Source organism: Rhodococcus sp. Q, assembly GCF_005503035.1.
Classification (GTDB): Bacteria; Actinomycetota; Actinomycetes; order Mycobacteriales; family Mycobacteriaceae; genus Rhodococcus_G.
Window position 1 is genome coordinate 136,254 of sequence record NZ_SCOY01000001.1, and the last position, 13,726, is coordinate 149,979.

The following is a 13,726-nucleotide window of genomic DNA, read 5'->3' on the forward strand; positions in this document are numbered from 1 at the left end:
TATTCTCATAAATCGAGAAGGAGGATCACATGCCACCCAAAGAGCTGCCGTATCCGCTGTTCGACGCGGACAACCACCTGTACGAGACCCCCGAGGCGCTGACCAAGTTCCTCCCCGAGAAGTACAAGGGCGTCATCAAGTACGTCCAGGTCGACGGCCGCACCAAGATCGCGATCAACGGCCAGATCAGCGAGTACATCCCGAACCCCACCTTCGAGGTGGTCGCGCGTCCCGGCGCGATGGAGGACTACTTCAAGAACGGCAACCCCGAAGGCAAGAGCAGGCGCGAGATCTTCGGCTCCTCGATGAAGTCGATCCCCGCCTTCCGTGAGCCCGCCGCCCGCCTGGAGCTGATGGACGAGCTCGGCGTGGACCGCACCCTGATGTTCCCGACCCTCGCGAGCCTCGTCGAGGAGCGCATGCGGCACGATCCCGACGCCATCCACGTCGTCGTCCACGCGCTCAACGAATGGCTTTACGAGACTTGGCAGTTCAACTACAAGGATCGGATCTTCACAACGCCGGTCATCACCCTGCCCAACGTGGACAAGGCGATCGAGGAGCTCGAGTGGGTCGCCGAGCGCGGCGCGAAGGCCGTCCTCATCCGGCCGGCTCCGGTCCCGGGCTACAAGGGCCCCCGCTCGTTCGCGCTCCCCGAATTCGATCCGTTCTGGAAGCGCGTCGTCGAGCTCGACATCCTCGTCGCGATGCACTCGTCCGACAGCGGCTACGCCCGCCACGACGCCGAGTGGGACGGCAGCGACGGCGAGATGCTCCCCTTCCAGACCAACACGTTCAGCATGGTCAACGAGTGGCGTCCGGTGCAGGACACCGTCGCCTCGTGGGTGTGCCACGGCGCGCTGTTCCGCTTCCCCGACCTGAAGATCGCCGTCATCGAGAGCGGCGCCAGCTGGCTGCGACCGCTGCTCGAAACCCTCGCGGACACCTACAAGAAGGCCCCCGAAGGGTTCGGGATGCAGGACCCGGTCGCGGCCATCAAGCGCAGCATCCACGTGAGCCCCTTCTACGAGGAGGGCGTCACCGATCTGATCGACCTCGTTGGTGTCGACCGCGTGCTGTTCGGATCCGACTTCCCCCACCCCGAGGGACTCGCGCAGCCCACCCACTTCGCCGACATGCTCGACCATCTCGAGGAGAAGGACCAGGCCAAGATCATGGGCGGCAACCTTGCGAGGCTGCTGGGCGTATGAAGTGGCAGACCATCCCCGAGATGGTCCTGAGTGCGGCCGACCGCTTCGGTGACGCCGAAGCGGTCGTCGACGGGCCGCTCCGAATCACCTTCACCGAACTCGCCGACCGGATCCGCCGAGCCGCGGGAGCTTTCGCCGCGGCCGGCGTCCGGAAGGGCGATCGGGTGGCGATCTGGGCGCCCAATTCCGCCGAATGGATCATCGCCGCGTTCGGCCTGCTCACCGCGGGCGGAGTGCTCGTCCCCGTCAACACGCGGTACAAGTCGGACGAGGCCACCGACATCGTCCGCCGCAGCGGGGCGAAGCTCGTTCTCGTCCAGAAGGGGTTCCTCGACCTCGACCACTCGGTGGCCGTCGACGTGCCGATCGTCGACATCAAGTCCGACTTCCTCTGCAGCGGTGACCCTTTCGAGTGCGAGATCGCGGGCGAGGACATCGCCGACATCATGTACACCTCCGGAACCACCGGGCGCCCCAAGGGCGTCATGATGAATCACCTGCAGACGCTGCGGATGTTCTCGGAGTGGTGTGACCTCGCTGACCTGCGGGAGGGCGACCGGTACCTGATCGTCAACCCGTTCTTCCACATGTTCGGATACAAGGCCGGGGTGGTCGCGTCGATGATCCGCGGCGCGACGGTACTGCCGGTACCGGTGCTCGACGTCGAGGACGTGCTCGACCTCGTGGAACGGGAGAAGGTCACCATGCTCCCCGGACCGCCGACGCTCTACCAGTCGCTGCTCTCAGCTCCCCGCGAGCGGGATCTGTCGTCGCTGCGCGCGGCGGTGACGGGATCGGCGGACATTCCGGTGGAGTTGATCCGGCGCGTCAAGAGCGAACTGCCCTTCGAGACGATCATGACGGGGTACGGCCTCAGTGAGGGTGGCACCGCCACCGCATCCCGGCCCGGTGACACGTTCGAGCAGATCGCGACGACCGTCGGAACACCCTGCGACGGAATCGAAGTACGCATCGCCGACGACGGCGAGGTGCTGATCAGGGGCTACAACGTCATGCAGGGATACCTCGACGATCCGGCCGCCACCGCGGACGCGATCGACGCCGAGGGGTGGCTGCGCACCGGCGACCTCGGCAGCCTCGACGACGGCGGGCGGCTGCGCATCATCGGCCGCAAGAAGGACATGTTCATCGTCGGCGGCTTCAACGCGTACCCGGCGGAGATCGAAGGGTTCCTCCTCGAGCACCCGGATGTCGACCAGGTGGCGGTGATCGGGGTCCCCGACGAGCGACTCGGGCAGGTCGGCAAGGCGTTCGTCGTACCGAAGCGTCCCGTCGCGGCCGAGGACCTGATCGCCTGGGGTCGCGAGCGGATGGCCGGGTTCAAGGCCCCCCGCTTCGTCGAGTTCCTCGACGCACTACCACTGAACGCGACCGGAAAGGTCATGAAAGACCAACTGCGGTAACCGCTCCCGGCCCGCTGCACCGTCAACTGCCGCCCGAAGGAGGCAACCGATGACCAACGACGCTGCGATGCTCGAACACGCCGTCAGGTGGCGGCACTGGAACGGCGGGTCCGACGAGGACATCTACGTCGCGTTCGGCATCAACGCACCTCAGTACTTCCAGCGCGTCCGCCGCATCCTCACCGGGCCGAATCGCGGCACCCTCGACGCGGACGTCGTCGCCGAGCTGATGGAGGTGTGCAACCGGCGGGTCCTTCCCCCGATGGCACGGGCCGGCTGAGGCGGAGCCCGACGAGCCGCGGAACCACCGGTCGGATCTGCGCCGGCCGGTGGTTCCGCACATCACGCGTCCGACTTCTCGCCGGTGATTTGCTGGCACGAGTGCGTCCACACGTCCTCGCGGTAGGAGCGTGCACAGCCCGAGGGTCCGGAGCCTTTCCCACAGTGTGGGGTCGGTGACAGGATCGATGTACGAATCACGTCAGGTCTCCCGAACCACGGATGGCGGATCCAACCGACCCCGAGGAGCAGACATGTCCATCGACGTATCCGGAACAACCGTCCTCGTCACCGGCGCCAGCTCCGGCCTCGGCGCCGAGTTCGCCCGACGATTCGCCGATCGCGGCGCCGACCTGGTGCTCGTCGCCCGGCGCGCCGATCGTCTCGAACAACTCGCTGACGAACTCCGCGGCGACTACGGCGTGACCGTCACGGTGCTGCCCGCCGATCTTGCCGCCGCGGGCGCCGCCGCCCGACTACGCGGAGAACTCACCGCACGCGGAATTCGTGTCGGCTCGCTGATCAACAACGCCGGATTCGGAACCTTCGGCGACTTCGCGTCCGCCGACCTCGACAGACTCGACTCCGAGATCCAACTCAACGTGAACGCCCTGGTCGAGCTGTCGCACGTGTTCATGCCCGACCTGCTCGCCGGCCACGGCGGCGCGCTCGTCAACATCGCGAGCACGACGGCATTCCAGCCGATACCCGGGATGGCCGTCTACGCAGCGACGAAGGCGTTCGTACTCAGCTTCTCCGAGGCATTGTGGGCGGAGGCCCGCGGTACGGGACTGACCGTGCTCGCCGTGTGCCCGGGACCCACGCGGACGGAGTTCTTCGACGTCGTCGGCTCGTACGCCGCAGCAGTGGTGCCGATGCAGACGGCGCCCGAGGTTGTCGCGACCACATTCCGCGCGCTCGACCGGCGGAATACGCCACCGAGCGTGATCTCCGGCCTCGTGAACCGGGTCGTAGCGGTGAGCATTCGTACAACGACCCGACGCATCGGCGCGCTCATTCCGGCACATCTTCTCGGCAACGTGCGGATGCATGCATCAGTCGACCGCTGACGCCGACGGCGGCCCGATTGTCGGCGCATAGCAGAATGAGCCCGACAACATGACGAGATTTCCAGGTTTGGAGTGAAGCTGTGGAGCTGATCGGAGTTATCGGTGGCGGCACCATGGGTGCCGGAATCGCCGAGGTGTGCGCGAAGGCCGGGAGCGACGTCCTGGTGCTCGAGACGAAGCAGGAGTTCGCCGACGCCGCCACTGCGCGCATCGCGACGTCCATCTCCCGCGGTGTCGCCAAGGGCAAGATCACGCAGGAAGAGGCCGACGCGGCCATCGCCCGCGTGCGGGTCACCCTCGACATCGAGGAGTTCGCGGACCGCGACCTGGTCATCGAGGCCGCGCCGGAGATCGAGGCTCTCAAGTACGAGATCTTCGGCAAGCTCGACAAGATCGTGAAGCCGTCCGGCATCCTCGCGACCAACACCTCCTCCATCCCGGTGATCAAGGTCGCGGGCGCCACGCGGCGTCCCGAGCAGGTCGTCGGCGTGCACTTCTTCAACCCGGTGCCGGTAATGCCGCTGGTGGAGATCATCTCCACGCTGGTCACCGCTCCGGAGACGGCCGCCGCCGTCACCGACTACGCGAAGAACACGCTGGGCAAGACGGCCGTGCAGGCCGGTGACCGGTCCGGCTTCATCGTCAACGCGCTGCTCATCCCGTACCTGTGCCAGGCGGTGCGGATGCTGGAGTCGGGTTACGCGTCGAAGGAAGACATCGACGCGGCGATGAAGGGTGGCTGCGGCTACCCGATGGGTCCGCTGACCCTGCTCGACACCGTCGGCCTCGACATCGCGCTGGCCGCGGCGGAGTCGCTCTACGCGGAGTTCGCGGAGCCGCACTTCGCTCCGCCGGCGCTGCTGCGTCGCATGGTCGACGCGGGCCGTCTGGGCCGCAAGACCGGCCGTGGGTTCTACGACTACAAGTAGGCACTGACTACAAGTAGGCACAACGCGCAAGTGCGCGGGTTTGGTGGCCCTCACCACCAAACCCGCGCACAGGCACAGGCGCTCAGCTGAACGCCGACGCGGCACCGACCACGGTGAGGACCGCGCCGAGGCCGCCGACGATGGCGCCGACACCGGTCACGATCGGCTGGATCTGCTTGATGAGAGCGAGGTTGTCGTCGGAAATCGAACCTTCGCGGGTCGCACGTGCAACTGCCATTGAACTTCTCCTTGTGTGATTGGTTGAGCGGGGACGATGTAACCGCACGGTTCGCGCCGAATCCGCGCCTCGAGGGGTGACGGCACGCGAATGCGCAGGCAGCGGATTTGAATCCGGCTGCCCCGAACGTCGGGGCGTAGCGTCACACCCATGACTGTCCCGTTGCGGTCACCGACGGGCCGGGCCGTGATAGTCGCGACGGTCCTCGGCTCGTCGCTGGCGATGCTCGACGCAACGGTCGTGAACATCGCACTTCCCCGCATCGGCGAGGACCTCGGTGCCTCCGTCGCCGACCTGCAATGGGTGGTCAGCGGATACACCCTCACCCTCGCCTCACTCATCCTGCTCGCGGGCGCTCTCGGCGACCGCCTCGGCAGGCGTCGCGTGTTCGTCTGGGGCACCGTGTGGTTCACGGTCGCCTCGGCGGCCTGTGCACTCGCACCGAACATCGAACTGCTCATCGCGGCCCGCATCGTGCAGGGCGTCGGTGCCGCACTGCTCACCCCCGGCAGCCTCGCGCTGTTGTCCGCGACCATCGACGACGACGATCGCGGCGCCGCCATCGGACTGTGGTCCGGGCTCGGCGGTGTCGCGTCGGCGGCCGGGCCGTTCCTCGGTGGCTGGCTCGTCGAGGTCGCGAGTTGGCGGGCCGTGTTCTGGCTCAACGTTCCCCTCGCGGCTGCCGTGGTGTGGGTCGCTGTTCGGCACGTCCCGGACAGCCGCGACCCGCACGCTCACGGACGACTCGACATCCCGGGCACCGCGCTCGGCATCGTCGCCCTCGCCGCCCTGACCTACGGTCTGATCGCCGGACACGCGATACCCGTCGGCATCGGGATTGTCGCGTTCGGCCTGTTCGTCGTCACCGAGCGACGCTCCACGAATCCGCTCGTGCCGCCGTCACTGTTCCGGTCGCGGGTGTTCACCGCGGCGAATCTGGTCACCCTCGCCGTGTATGCGGCGCTGGGCGGGGTGTTCTTCCTCCTGGTCCTGCAGCTGCAGATCGTCGCCGGGTACTCGCCGATCGCGTCGGGAGTGGCGACGCTACCGATCACCGTCCTGATGCTGGTGCTGTCGTCCCGTGCGGGACGCTGGGCGCAGCATCACGGGGCCAGGCTGCCGATGACGGTGGGACCACTGGTCGGAGCGGTCGGCCTGCTGCTGATGCTCCGGATCGGCCCCGACGCCTCGTACGTCGCGGACGTCCTGCCTGCGGTATTGGTGTTCGGACTCGGCCTGTCGGCACTCGTGGCGCCGCTGACCGGGGCCGTCCTCGGGTCGGTGTCCACGGACCGCGCCGGCATCGCCTCCGGTGTGAACAACGCCGTCGCCCGGACGGCGCAGCTGCTCGCCGTCGCGGCACTGCCCGGGCTGGCGGGCATCACCGACTACTCGGACGTCGACGGGTTCGACGCCGGGTTCCACGTCGCGATGCTGATCTGCGCCGGATTGATGCTCGCGGGTGCCGCGATCGCTGCTCTGTTGGTTCCGTCGGCGAAACCCACTGGCGAACACGCTGATTCGATCGAATGCCAACCCCACTGCGACGTCTCGGCTCCCGCGCTCGTGCCGGAGTTCGATTCCGCACACGATGATCGCTGAGTGGGTCGAGAGCCGGCCACCGACGGACCCCGGCGACGGCATCCGGCCCCTTGAGTCCACCCACATCGAGTCCACCCACATCCACGCTTCCAGTCCCCGGCACCGTGACCCCTCCCATCGTTCGCGACGGGTACCGCACCGCCGCGACCACACGATCGGGTCGACACAGCAGGTCAGGGACCCGCGCGGCGACGTCACCGGGGTGCCGGTCACGCGCCCGGCTCCGCGGAGACGGCATCGGCGACATCTCGATACAGCCGCTCCACTTTTCAAACGCACCGCGGACTGGAAGCGTGGATGCAGGTCTCCGCCCGACGAGGTCGTGGGCGGGGATCTGCAGGACCGAATTTCCACGCGAAAGGACGTCACCATGCCCACCCGCTCGCACTACCCGGAGGGCGTGCCCTGTTGGGTCGACCTGGCGGCGGGCGACCCCGCCGCGGCCGAGGACTACTACGCCCGGCTGCTCGGCTGGGAGTTCGAGCGGATGCCGAACGCCGACGGCGGGGTGTACGCGATGGCGCAACTCCGCGGACACGCGGTCGCCGCCGTCGGCGGACAGCCGCCCGGCACCCCGCCCGAGACGCCGTCGCACTGGAACACCTACCTCGCCACCGGCGACGTGACCGCGACGACGGCGAAGGTTCCCGGGGCGGGTGGCCAGGTGCTGATGGACCCGGCGGACGTCGGTGACGCGGGCCGCATGGCATTCGTCGCCGATCCGACAGGCGCCGTCGTCGGACTGTGGGAGGCAGGCAGGCACATCGGTGCGGGCCTGCGCGGCGAAGCGGGCGCCCTCGTGTGGTCGGAATTGATCACCGCCGAACCGGCGTCCGCGCTGGCGTTCTACGACACCGTGTTCGGCGTGACGTCCACGGCGACGCCGATGCCGGACGGCAGCTACACCGTGCTGCACGCAGGCGGCGAGGACATCGGCGGGTGCGCCACACCGCAGATCCCCGGAGCACCGGCACACTGGCAGGTCTACTTCGCGGTGGACGATCCCGACACCACCGCCGAACAGTCCATCGCCGCGGGCGGAGCGACACTCGTCGACCCCTTCCACATTCCCGGCGCGGGACGCATCGCCGTCCTCTCCGACCCGACGGGCGGCGTGTTCAGCGTCATCCACCCCGAGCCCCCACAACAGGAGGGGTGACGCCGTGGCCCTGGAGTGGTTGGCGCTGCTGCGCCAGGCTCAACACGAATTCTCCACGCGCGTCGAGCCGATCACCGACTGGTCCGCCCCGACACCCGACACCGACTGGGACGTCACCGCCCTCGTCCGGCACGTCGTCGTCGAACAGCAGTGGGTGCCACCACTGCTCGGCGGGCTCACGATCAGCGAGGCCGAGGAGCGGATCCGACCGCTGCGAGAGGACGACCTGGTCGCCGAGTGGAATCAGTATTCGGGGCTGGCGACCGCCGCCTGGGACGTCGCGCCCGCGTCCTCACTCGTACACCTGTCCTATGCCGTGGTCACGGTGGATCACTATCTGCGCGAACAGGTCTGCGACATCACCGTCCACGCGTGGGACCTCGCCCGCGCGACCGGCGCCGACGAAACGCTCGACACCCGACTCGTCGCCGCCGTGTGGGACGTGTTCGACGAACAGCGCGACATGCTCGGTGCCAGCGGACTGTTCGCTGCCCCGGTCCCCGTGCCGGACGACGCACCGCTGCAGGACCGACTCCTCGCGCTCACCGGGCGCGATCCCCGACCGACCGAAGGAGGCACACGATGACGAACGAACCCGACGTCACGCCCCACGGCGTCCCTGACGTCAAACCGCGCAGCCGCGACGTCACCGACGGGTTGGAGAAGACCGCCGCCCGCGGCATGCTCCGCGCGGTCGGGATGGGCGACGACGACTGGGGCAAATCCCAGATCGGGGTCGCGTCGTCGTGGAACGAGATCACTCCCTGCAACCTGTCCCTCGACCGGCTCGCTCAGGCAGTGAAGGACGGCGTCCACTCGGCGGGTGGATACCCGCTCGAGTTCGGCACCATCTCGGTGTCGGACGGCATCTCGATGGGCCACGAGGGCATGCACTTCTCGCTGGTGTCACGGGAAGTGATCGCGGACAGCGTCGAAACGGTGATGCAGGCCGAACGCCTCGACGGGTCCGTCCTGCTCGCGGGGTGCGACAAGTCGCTGCCCGGCATGTTGATGGCCGCCGCCCGCCTGAACCTCGCGTCGGTGTTCCTGTACGCCGGATCGATCCTGCCCGGCATCGCGAAGCTCTCGGACGGCACCGAGAAGGACGTCACCATCATCGACGCGTTCGAGGCCGTCGGCGCGTGCGCCCGCGGGTTGATGAGCCGCGAGGACGTCGACGCCATCGAACGCGCGATCTGTCCCGGCGAGGGCGCCTGCGGCGGCATGTACACCGCCAACACGATGGCCAGCGCCGCCGAGGCCCTGGGCATGTCGCTGCCCGGATCGGCCGCGCCACCCGCCACCGACCGCCGCCGCGACGGATACGCCCGCCGCAGCGGGCAGGCCGTCGTCGAGCTGCTGCGCCGCGGGATCGTCCCGTCGGACATCCTGACGAAAGAGGCGTTCGAGAACGCGATCGCGGTGGTGATGGCGTTCGGCGGATCCACGAATGCGGTGCTGCACCTGCTGGCGATCGCCAACGAGGCCGGGGTCCCGTTGTCCCTGGACGATTTCAAACGCGTCGGCGCGAAGGTGCCGCACCTCGCCGACGTCAAACCGTTCGGCGCCTACGTGATGAAGGACGTCGACCACATCGGCGGCGTCCCCGTCGTCATGAAGGCCCTCCTGGACGCGGGTCTGCTGCACGGCGACTGCCTGACCGTCACCGGACGCACGCTCGCGGAGAACCTGGCGGACATCGCACCCCCCGACCCGGACGGCAAGGTGCTGCGCGCGATGAACTCACCGATCCACCCGACCGGCGGCATCACCATCCTCGCCGGATCACTCGCACCAGGCGGTGCCGTCGTCAAGTCGGCCGGCTTCGAGTCCGACGTGTTCACCGGGACGGCACGCGTTTTCGACCGCGAACGCGCCGCGCTCGACGCCCTCGAGGACGGCACCATCACCGCGGGGGATGCCGTCGTCATCCGCTACGAAGGCCCGAAGGGTGGGCCCGGGATGCGGGAGATGCTCGCGATCACCGCCGCGATCAAAGGCGCCGGACTCGGCAAGGACGTCCTGCTGCTCACCGACGGCCGTTTCTCCGGCGGCACCACCGGGCTGTGCGTCGGGCACGTCGCACCCGAGGCCGCCGACGGCGGACCGATCGCGTTCGTCCGTGACGGCGACCCGATCCGCCTCGACGTCGGCACCGGGCGTCTCGACGTGCTCGTCGACCAGGGCGAACTCACGCTGCGCGCACAGGGATGGGAGCCGTTGCCGCCCCGGTACACTCGCGGAGTGCTCGCCAAGTACACGAAACTCGTGGGTTCGGCATCGAACGGGGCTGTGTGTGGCTGATCGCGACCACGAACGGCGGCGCGCCCGCGAGTTCGAGATGATCGAAGCCGAGGTGGAACGGAGCCTCCTCGGCGGAGAGTTCAAGTACACCCGCGAACAGGCCGCCGAGATCGCCGGTGTCCCCCTCGAACGGGCCCAACGCCTGTGGGTCGCGCTGGGATTCGCCCACGACGACAAACCCGACGAGCCGATGTTCACCGACGCCGACGTCGATGCACTCAAGTCGATCACCTCCCTGGTCGACGCCGGCATCATCGACCCCGGCCTCGAGGTGTCGGTGACCCGCGCACTCGGACAGGCGTTCTCACGGCTCGCCGAGTGGCAGCTGGGCCTGCTCAACACCTATGTCGCCGATCGGGTCCGCAACCACGAGGCAGGCGACGAAGTGGACCCGCGCGCGGTGGCCGCCGCCGCCTCCCTCGTCGCCGAGCAGATGCTGCCCACCCTCGAGAAGCTCCAGTCCTACGCGTGGCGGCGGCACCTCGCGTCGAACGCGGCCCGTTTCCTCGACCGGCGCAGCGAGGACACGGACCGGCGCACGCTCGCGATCGGGTTTGCCGACATGGTCGGCTACACCAGCCTCACCCGCCGGCTCGACATCACCGAACTCACCACGCTGCTCGAGTTCTTCGAGTCCACCGTCACCACCGTCATCAGTCAGAACCGCGGCTGGGTGATCAAGAACGTCGGCGACGAAGTGCTCTTCGCGGCCGAGGACCCCGTCGACGCCGCCCGCATCGCCCTGTCGCTGCAAGACGCCGCACAGAGCACCGAGGAACTGCCGAATCTTCGTGTCGGGCTCGCCCTCGGCGAGGTGCTCGTCCGGTTCGGGGACGTGTACGGCGCGGTCGTGAACATCGCCGCGCGGCTCACCAGCTCCGCCCGCCCCGGCACCGTCCTCATCGACTCCGCGATGGCCGACGCCCTCGAATCGGAGCACGAGTTCCAGGTGCGCTCCATGCGCACCCTGCGGGTCCGCGGTTACAACAGGCTCAAGGCGTACACCCTGCGCCGCTGACGGTCCCAGCGCCCACCTGCCTGAATGGCCCATTCATTCGGTCTGACCGAATGAATGGGCCATTCAGGAGAAGCAGAGGTGAGGTGGGGCGGGCTAGGACCCCAAAGACTCGAGCGCGCTGCGGGCTTCGTCGAGCTGCTTGCTGAGTTCCTCGACGCGCTTCGCGGCGGCCTCGCGGGCGGCCGAGAGTACCGACGCGACAGCCTCCTCCGCAGCGGGATCGCCGAGTTCGTGGACCGCCCGCTCGACCGAATCCGCGGACACCGGTGCGGCCTTGCCGGGACGCTTCGCGCCGTGGGTGACGGTGACGGTCCATTCGCCTCCCGCCTCCGCGTGCAGGGTGACGCTGACGCCGACGGGTTCCTTCGTGCGGCGGGGGCGCTTCGGCGCCGGCGCGGGCGCGGCGTCGGGGGTCGGAGTTGTCACAGCGTCCTTCGGTGTGGTGGGGAGGGGTTTCGGTTGCGGCGACACCGGTTTGGGCGCGGAGGCCGCGGACCGGTCGAGGGCGGCCTGCGCTGCTGCCGACCGCGGTCGGGCCGGCGGAGCAGCCGGCTTCGGCGCCGGTGCCGGCTTCGCAGCGGGCTGCGAGGGGTTCCGCGTCATCCGCAATTCGTCTGCCTCGAAAGGCAGTTCGTCATTGACACCCTTGGGTCGGATCAGCACCGTGGTGCCGTCCACCGACACCACTTTCGCGGAACAGCCCGCGGGCAGCCCGAGGCTCGGTGTGGCGTCGTTGAGGTAGACGGTGGCGCGTTTTCCATCTGCGATGGCGGCGGCGAGGTCAGTGAGATTCTGCTCGGTGAGGCGGTCACCGAGCCGGGAGCGAGGGGGCATACGTGATCAGATCGGACGGAAGCCTGCGCCAACGCCGCCGTGCGCGTTGAGATCCGCCAGGATGATGTCGATGTCGGTTCCGAGTTCGGGGCCGAGACACGCGACCCCCAAGTAGGCGTTCACCATGCCGACCAATGTAGTCCCGCGGACGACAGGCGATCCCGAGTCACCCTCGATCACGCACATCTGGGTCCACGTTTCGTTGGTCCGCAGCAGGTCGCCCCACACGATGCCGCAGGTGTTTCCGGTGCGAAGCCCCTGCTTGCACACCACGTCCGGGAAGTTGGCGGGTGTCCCGACCGCGGTGATGGTGACCGGCCCGATGCGGTTGACCGGGACCACCTTCGCGGGGTCGAACTCGATCACCGCGTAGTCGAGTTCGCGACTCTTGCCGACCATGTGGCCCACGATGCCGACGTCCTGTCTGCGTTCGGGGACGATCTCGTAGCCCGGTTCGCCGCAGTGTCCTGCCGTCAGACCGACGAGTTTGCCACTGTTGTCGTGACCGATGGCGGTCAACGTGCACAGCGCCTCGTTGCCGAGAATGATGCCGGTGCCTCCTCCCATCACGGCAGGTGGAGCGGCCGCGGAGGTTCCCACGCCCAGGTATCCGATCAGTGCCGCGATCACCACGACCACGAATGTCGCCTTCTTGGCCATCGTCCGACCTCCAGGAGGTTCGCCGCGCCGGGCCTTACGCCCGGTCCGTGGGAGACGAGCTCACAGGGCATGCCTCTCGGTTCCCTCAGATGCGCCTGTCGGGGCAATCGCCGTCCGGCGTGGAGAGCCGATACGGGGTGTGTATCGGTGCCGACGGCGGCGCAGCGGGGCGGCGATGGGCGCCAGGTGCACCGACGGGTGGCCGGGAGGTATCTCATCAGTATCCGCGCATGCGCAAGCCCGTGCAGTCGTTTGCTGCGATTCGCCGAACCTCGGTGGTGCGGTGTCACTCCTCCGCGGCGGCCACGTCGCGACCCACTGCCCGGCCTCGCGCGGCGAGGAAGTCGTCGACGATCTGTTCCCGCACGCGGGCGTCGAGGGGAGGCAGTGTCGCCAGCCGCACGAACACGAGCGGTCCGATCAGCTGCGCGAGGGCCACGTCGTGGTCGAACTCGCCGAGTTGTTCGCGGCATTCCGCGCTCGTGAAGACGCGGTCGAACGGCTCCCGGTACCGGGTGACGATGCGCTGCCGCAGCGAGTGCAGTTCGCTTCGGTCCGCGTTGGCGGCGCGAACGGACACGGGACCGCCGATTCCGGGCCCCATCCCGAGCCAGCACATCGCCGTCAGCTGTGCGGGGGCCTCGTCGATGAGCCTGTCCTGTTCTTCGACGAGTGCGATCAATTGGTCGCGCAGCGTCGCACCCACAGGCACCGACGACGCCGGCGGCACCAGGCGCGCGAAGGCTGCGGCGAGCAGTTCGGTACCGCTGTCGAAGTGCCGGTACAGCGTCGCGCGTGCGACGTGGGCGGCCTCGGTGACGGCGTCGATCGTCACGGCGTCGATCCCGCCGCGGGCGAGGAGGGTCGTCGCCGCGTCGAGCAGTCGCGCCCGCGACCGCGCCTTGCGCGGGTCGACGCGTCCCGAAACGTCCGCGTTCACGGCACCCTCCCATCGCTCACGAAACCTGTGGGTTGTGGAACCCCGACACCACAAACGA

At 68.5% G+C, this 13,726-nt stretch carries 14 protein-coding genes; 10 read left to right on the plus strand and 4 right to left on the minus strand.

The genetic code is table 11. The features are described 5' to 3' along the window. The first annotated feature begins 29 nt into the window (after positions 1-29). The 5 genes from FFS72_RS00725 (at position 30) to FFS72_RS00745 (ending at position 4,913) form a co-directional block, all read left to right on the plus strand. Positions 30-1,211 (plus strand): amidohydrolase family protein, encoded by a 1,182-nt coding sequence (locus FFS72_RS00725; RefSeq protein WP_137872139.1) that lies wholly within the window; start codon positions 30-32, stop codon positions 1,209-1,211. Further along, positions 1,208-2,635, plus strand: coding sequence for a FadD3 family acyl-CoA ligase (locus tag FFS72_RS00730; RefSeq protein ID WP_137872140.1), 1,428 nt, complete (start codon positions 1,208-1,210; stop codon positions 2,633-2,635). Before FFS72_RS00725 ends, FFS72_RS00730 begins: the two co-directional genes overlap by 4 nt. A 49-nt stretch (positions 2,636-2,684) precedes the next feature. After that, the gene (locus FFS72_RS00735; protein WP_137872141.1) at positions 2,685-2,915 is read left to right on the plus strand and encodes a hypothetical protein; all 231 of its coding nucleotides are present in this window, start codon (positions 2,685-2,687) and stop codon (positions 2,913-2,915) included. Between the two features lie 253 nt (positions 2,916-3,168). Continuing rightward, positions 3,169-3,984: an SDR family NAD(P)-dependent oxidoreductase gene (locus FFS72_RS00740; protein ID WP_137872142.1), complete on the plus strand. Its 816-nt coding sequence runs from the start codon at positions 3,169-3,171 to the stop codon at positions 3,982-3,984. Positions 3,985-4,064: 80 nt separating this feature from the next. Then, positions 4,065-4,913 carry a 3-hydroxybutyryl-CoA dehydrogenase gene (locus tag FFS72_RS00745; RefSeq protein ID WP_137872143.1) on the plus strand — a complete coding sequence of 283 codons (849 nt, stop codon included), beginning with the start codon at positions 4,065-4,067 and terminating at the stop codon, positions 4,911-4,913. 82 nt (positions 4,914-4,995) lie between these two features. Here FFS72_RS00745 and FFS72_RS26285 read toward each other — a convergent pair whose 3' ends face one another. Beyond that, the gene (locus FFS72_RS26285) at positions 4,996-5,151 is read right to left on the minus strand and encodes a hypothetical protein (RefSeq protein WP_171018500.1); all 156 of its coding nucleotides are present in this window, start codon (positions 5,149-5,151) and stop codon (positions 4,996-4,998) included. Between the two features lie 150 nt (positions 5,152-5,301). Here FFS72_RS26285 and FFS72_RS00750 point away from each other — a divergent pair, with 150 nt between their 5' ends. The 5 genes from FFS72_RS00750 (at position 5,302) to FFS72_RS00770 (ending at position 11,234) form a co-directional block, all read left to right on the plus strand. Then, complete coding sequence (locus FFS72_RS00750) at positions 5,302-6,753, plus strand: MFS transporter (protein WP_137872144.1); 1,452 nt, start codon at positions 5,302-5,304, stop codon at positions 6,751-6,753. Between the two features lie 370 nt (positions 6,754-7,123). After that, on the plus strand, positions 7,124-7,912 hold the full coding sequence (locus FFS72_RS00755) for a VOC family protein (RefSeq protein WP_137872145.1): 789 nt from the start codon (positions 7,124-7,126) through the stop codon (positions 7,910-7,912). A gap of 4 nt (positions 7,913-7,916) precedes the next feature. Continuing rightward, entirely contained in the window at positions 7,917-8,498 is a 582-nt protein-coding gene (locus FFS72_RS00760) for a TIGR03086 family metal-binding protein (RefSeq protein WP_137872146.1), read from the plus strand. Continuing rightward, a complete protein-coding gene (gene ilvD / locus FFS72_RS00765) occupies positions 8,495-10,216 on the plus strand; it encodes a dihydroxy-acid dehydratase (protein WP_137872147.1) in 1,722 nt (573 codons plus the stop codon). Before FFS72_RS00760 ends, ilvD begins: the two co-directional genes overlap by 4 nt. Continuing rightward, positions 10,209-11,234: an adenylate/guanylate cyclase domain-containing protein gene (locus tag FFS72_RS00770; protein ID WP_249353063.1), complete on the plus strand. Its 1,026-nt coding sequence runs from the start codon at positions 10,209-10,211 to the stop codon at positions 11,232-11,234. The genes ilvD and FFS72_RS00770 overlap by 8 nt, the downstream gene beginning before the upstream one ends. Before the next feature lie 93 nt (positions 11,235-11,327). Here the strand turns inward: FFS72_RS00770 and FFS72_RS00775 are convergent, their stop codons facing one another. The 3 genes from FFS72_RS00775 to FFS72_RS00785 form a co-directional block, all read right to left on the minus strand. Further along, on the minus strand, positions 11,328-12,068 hold the full coding sequence (locus FFS72_RS00775; RefSeq protein ID WP_137872148.1) for a DUF6319 family protein: 741 nt from the start codon (positions 12,066-12,068) through the stop codon (positions 11,328-11,330). Between the two features lie 6 nt (positions 12,069-12,074). Next, positions 12,075-12,728, minus strand: a complete 654-nt coding sequence (locus FFS72_RS00780) for a S1 family peptidase (protein WP_137872149.1) — start codon at positions 12,726-12,728, stop codon at positions 12,075-12,077. A gap of 286 nt (positions 12,729-13,014) precedes the next feature. Continuing rightward, a complete protein-coding gene (locus FFS72_RS00785) occupies positions 13,015-13,668 on the minus strand; it encodes a TetR/AcrR family transcriptional regulator (RefSeq protein ID WP_137872150.1) in 654 nt (217 codons plus the stop codon). Positions 13,669-13,726: the final 58 nt, after the last annotated feature.

Coding starts and splice junctions, on each gene's coding strand:
- FFS72_RS00725 (WP_137872139.1), top strand. CDS start 30: ATGCCACCCAAAGAGCTGCCGTATCCGCTGTTCGACGCGGACAACCAC.
- FFS72_RS00730 (WP_137872140.1), top strand. CDS start 1,208: ATGAAGTGGCAGACCATCCCCGAGATGGTCCTGAGTGCGGCCGACCGC.
- FFS72_RS00735 (WP_137872141.1), top strand. CDS start 2,685: ATGACCAACGACGCTGCGATGCTCGAACACGCCGTCAGGTGGCGGCAC.
- FFS72_RS00740 (WP_137872142.1), top strand. CDS start 3,169: ATGTCCATCGACGTATCCGGAACAACCGTCCTCGTCACCGGCGCCAGC.
- FFS72_RS26285 (WP_171018500.1), bottom strand. CDS start 5,151: ATGGCAGTTGCACGTGCGACCCGCGAAGGTTCGATTTCCGACGACAAC.
- FFS72_RS00750 (WP_137872144.1), top strand. CDS start 5,302: ATGACTGTCCCGTTGCGGTCACCGACGGGCCGGGCCGTGATAGTCGCG.
- FFS72_RS00755 (WP_137872145.1), top strand. CDS start 7,124: ATGCCCACCCGCTCGCACTACCCGGAGGGCGTGCCCTGTTGGGTCGAC.
- ilvD (WP_137872147.1), top strand. CDS start 8,495: ATGACGAACGAACCCGACGTCACGCCCCACGGCGTCCCTGACGTCAAA.
- FFS72_RS00775 (WP_137872148.1), bottom strand. CDS start 12,068: ATGCCCCCTCGCTCCCGGCTCGGTGACCGCCTCACCGAGCAGAATCTC.
- FFS72_RS00780 (WP_137872149.1), bottom strand. CDS start 12,728: ATGGCCAAGAAGGCGACATTCGTGGTCGTGGTGATCGCGGCACTGATC.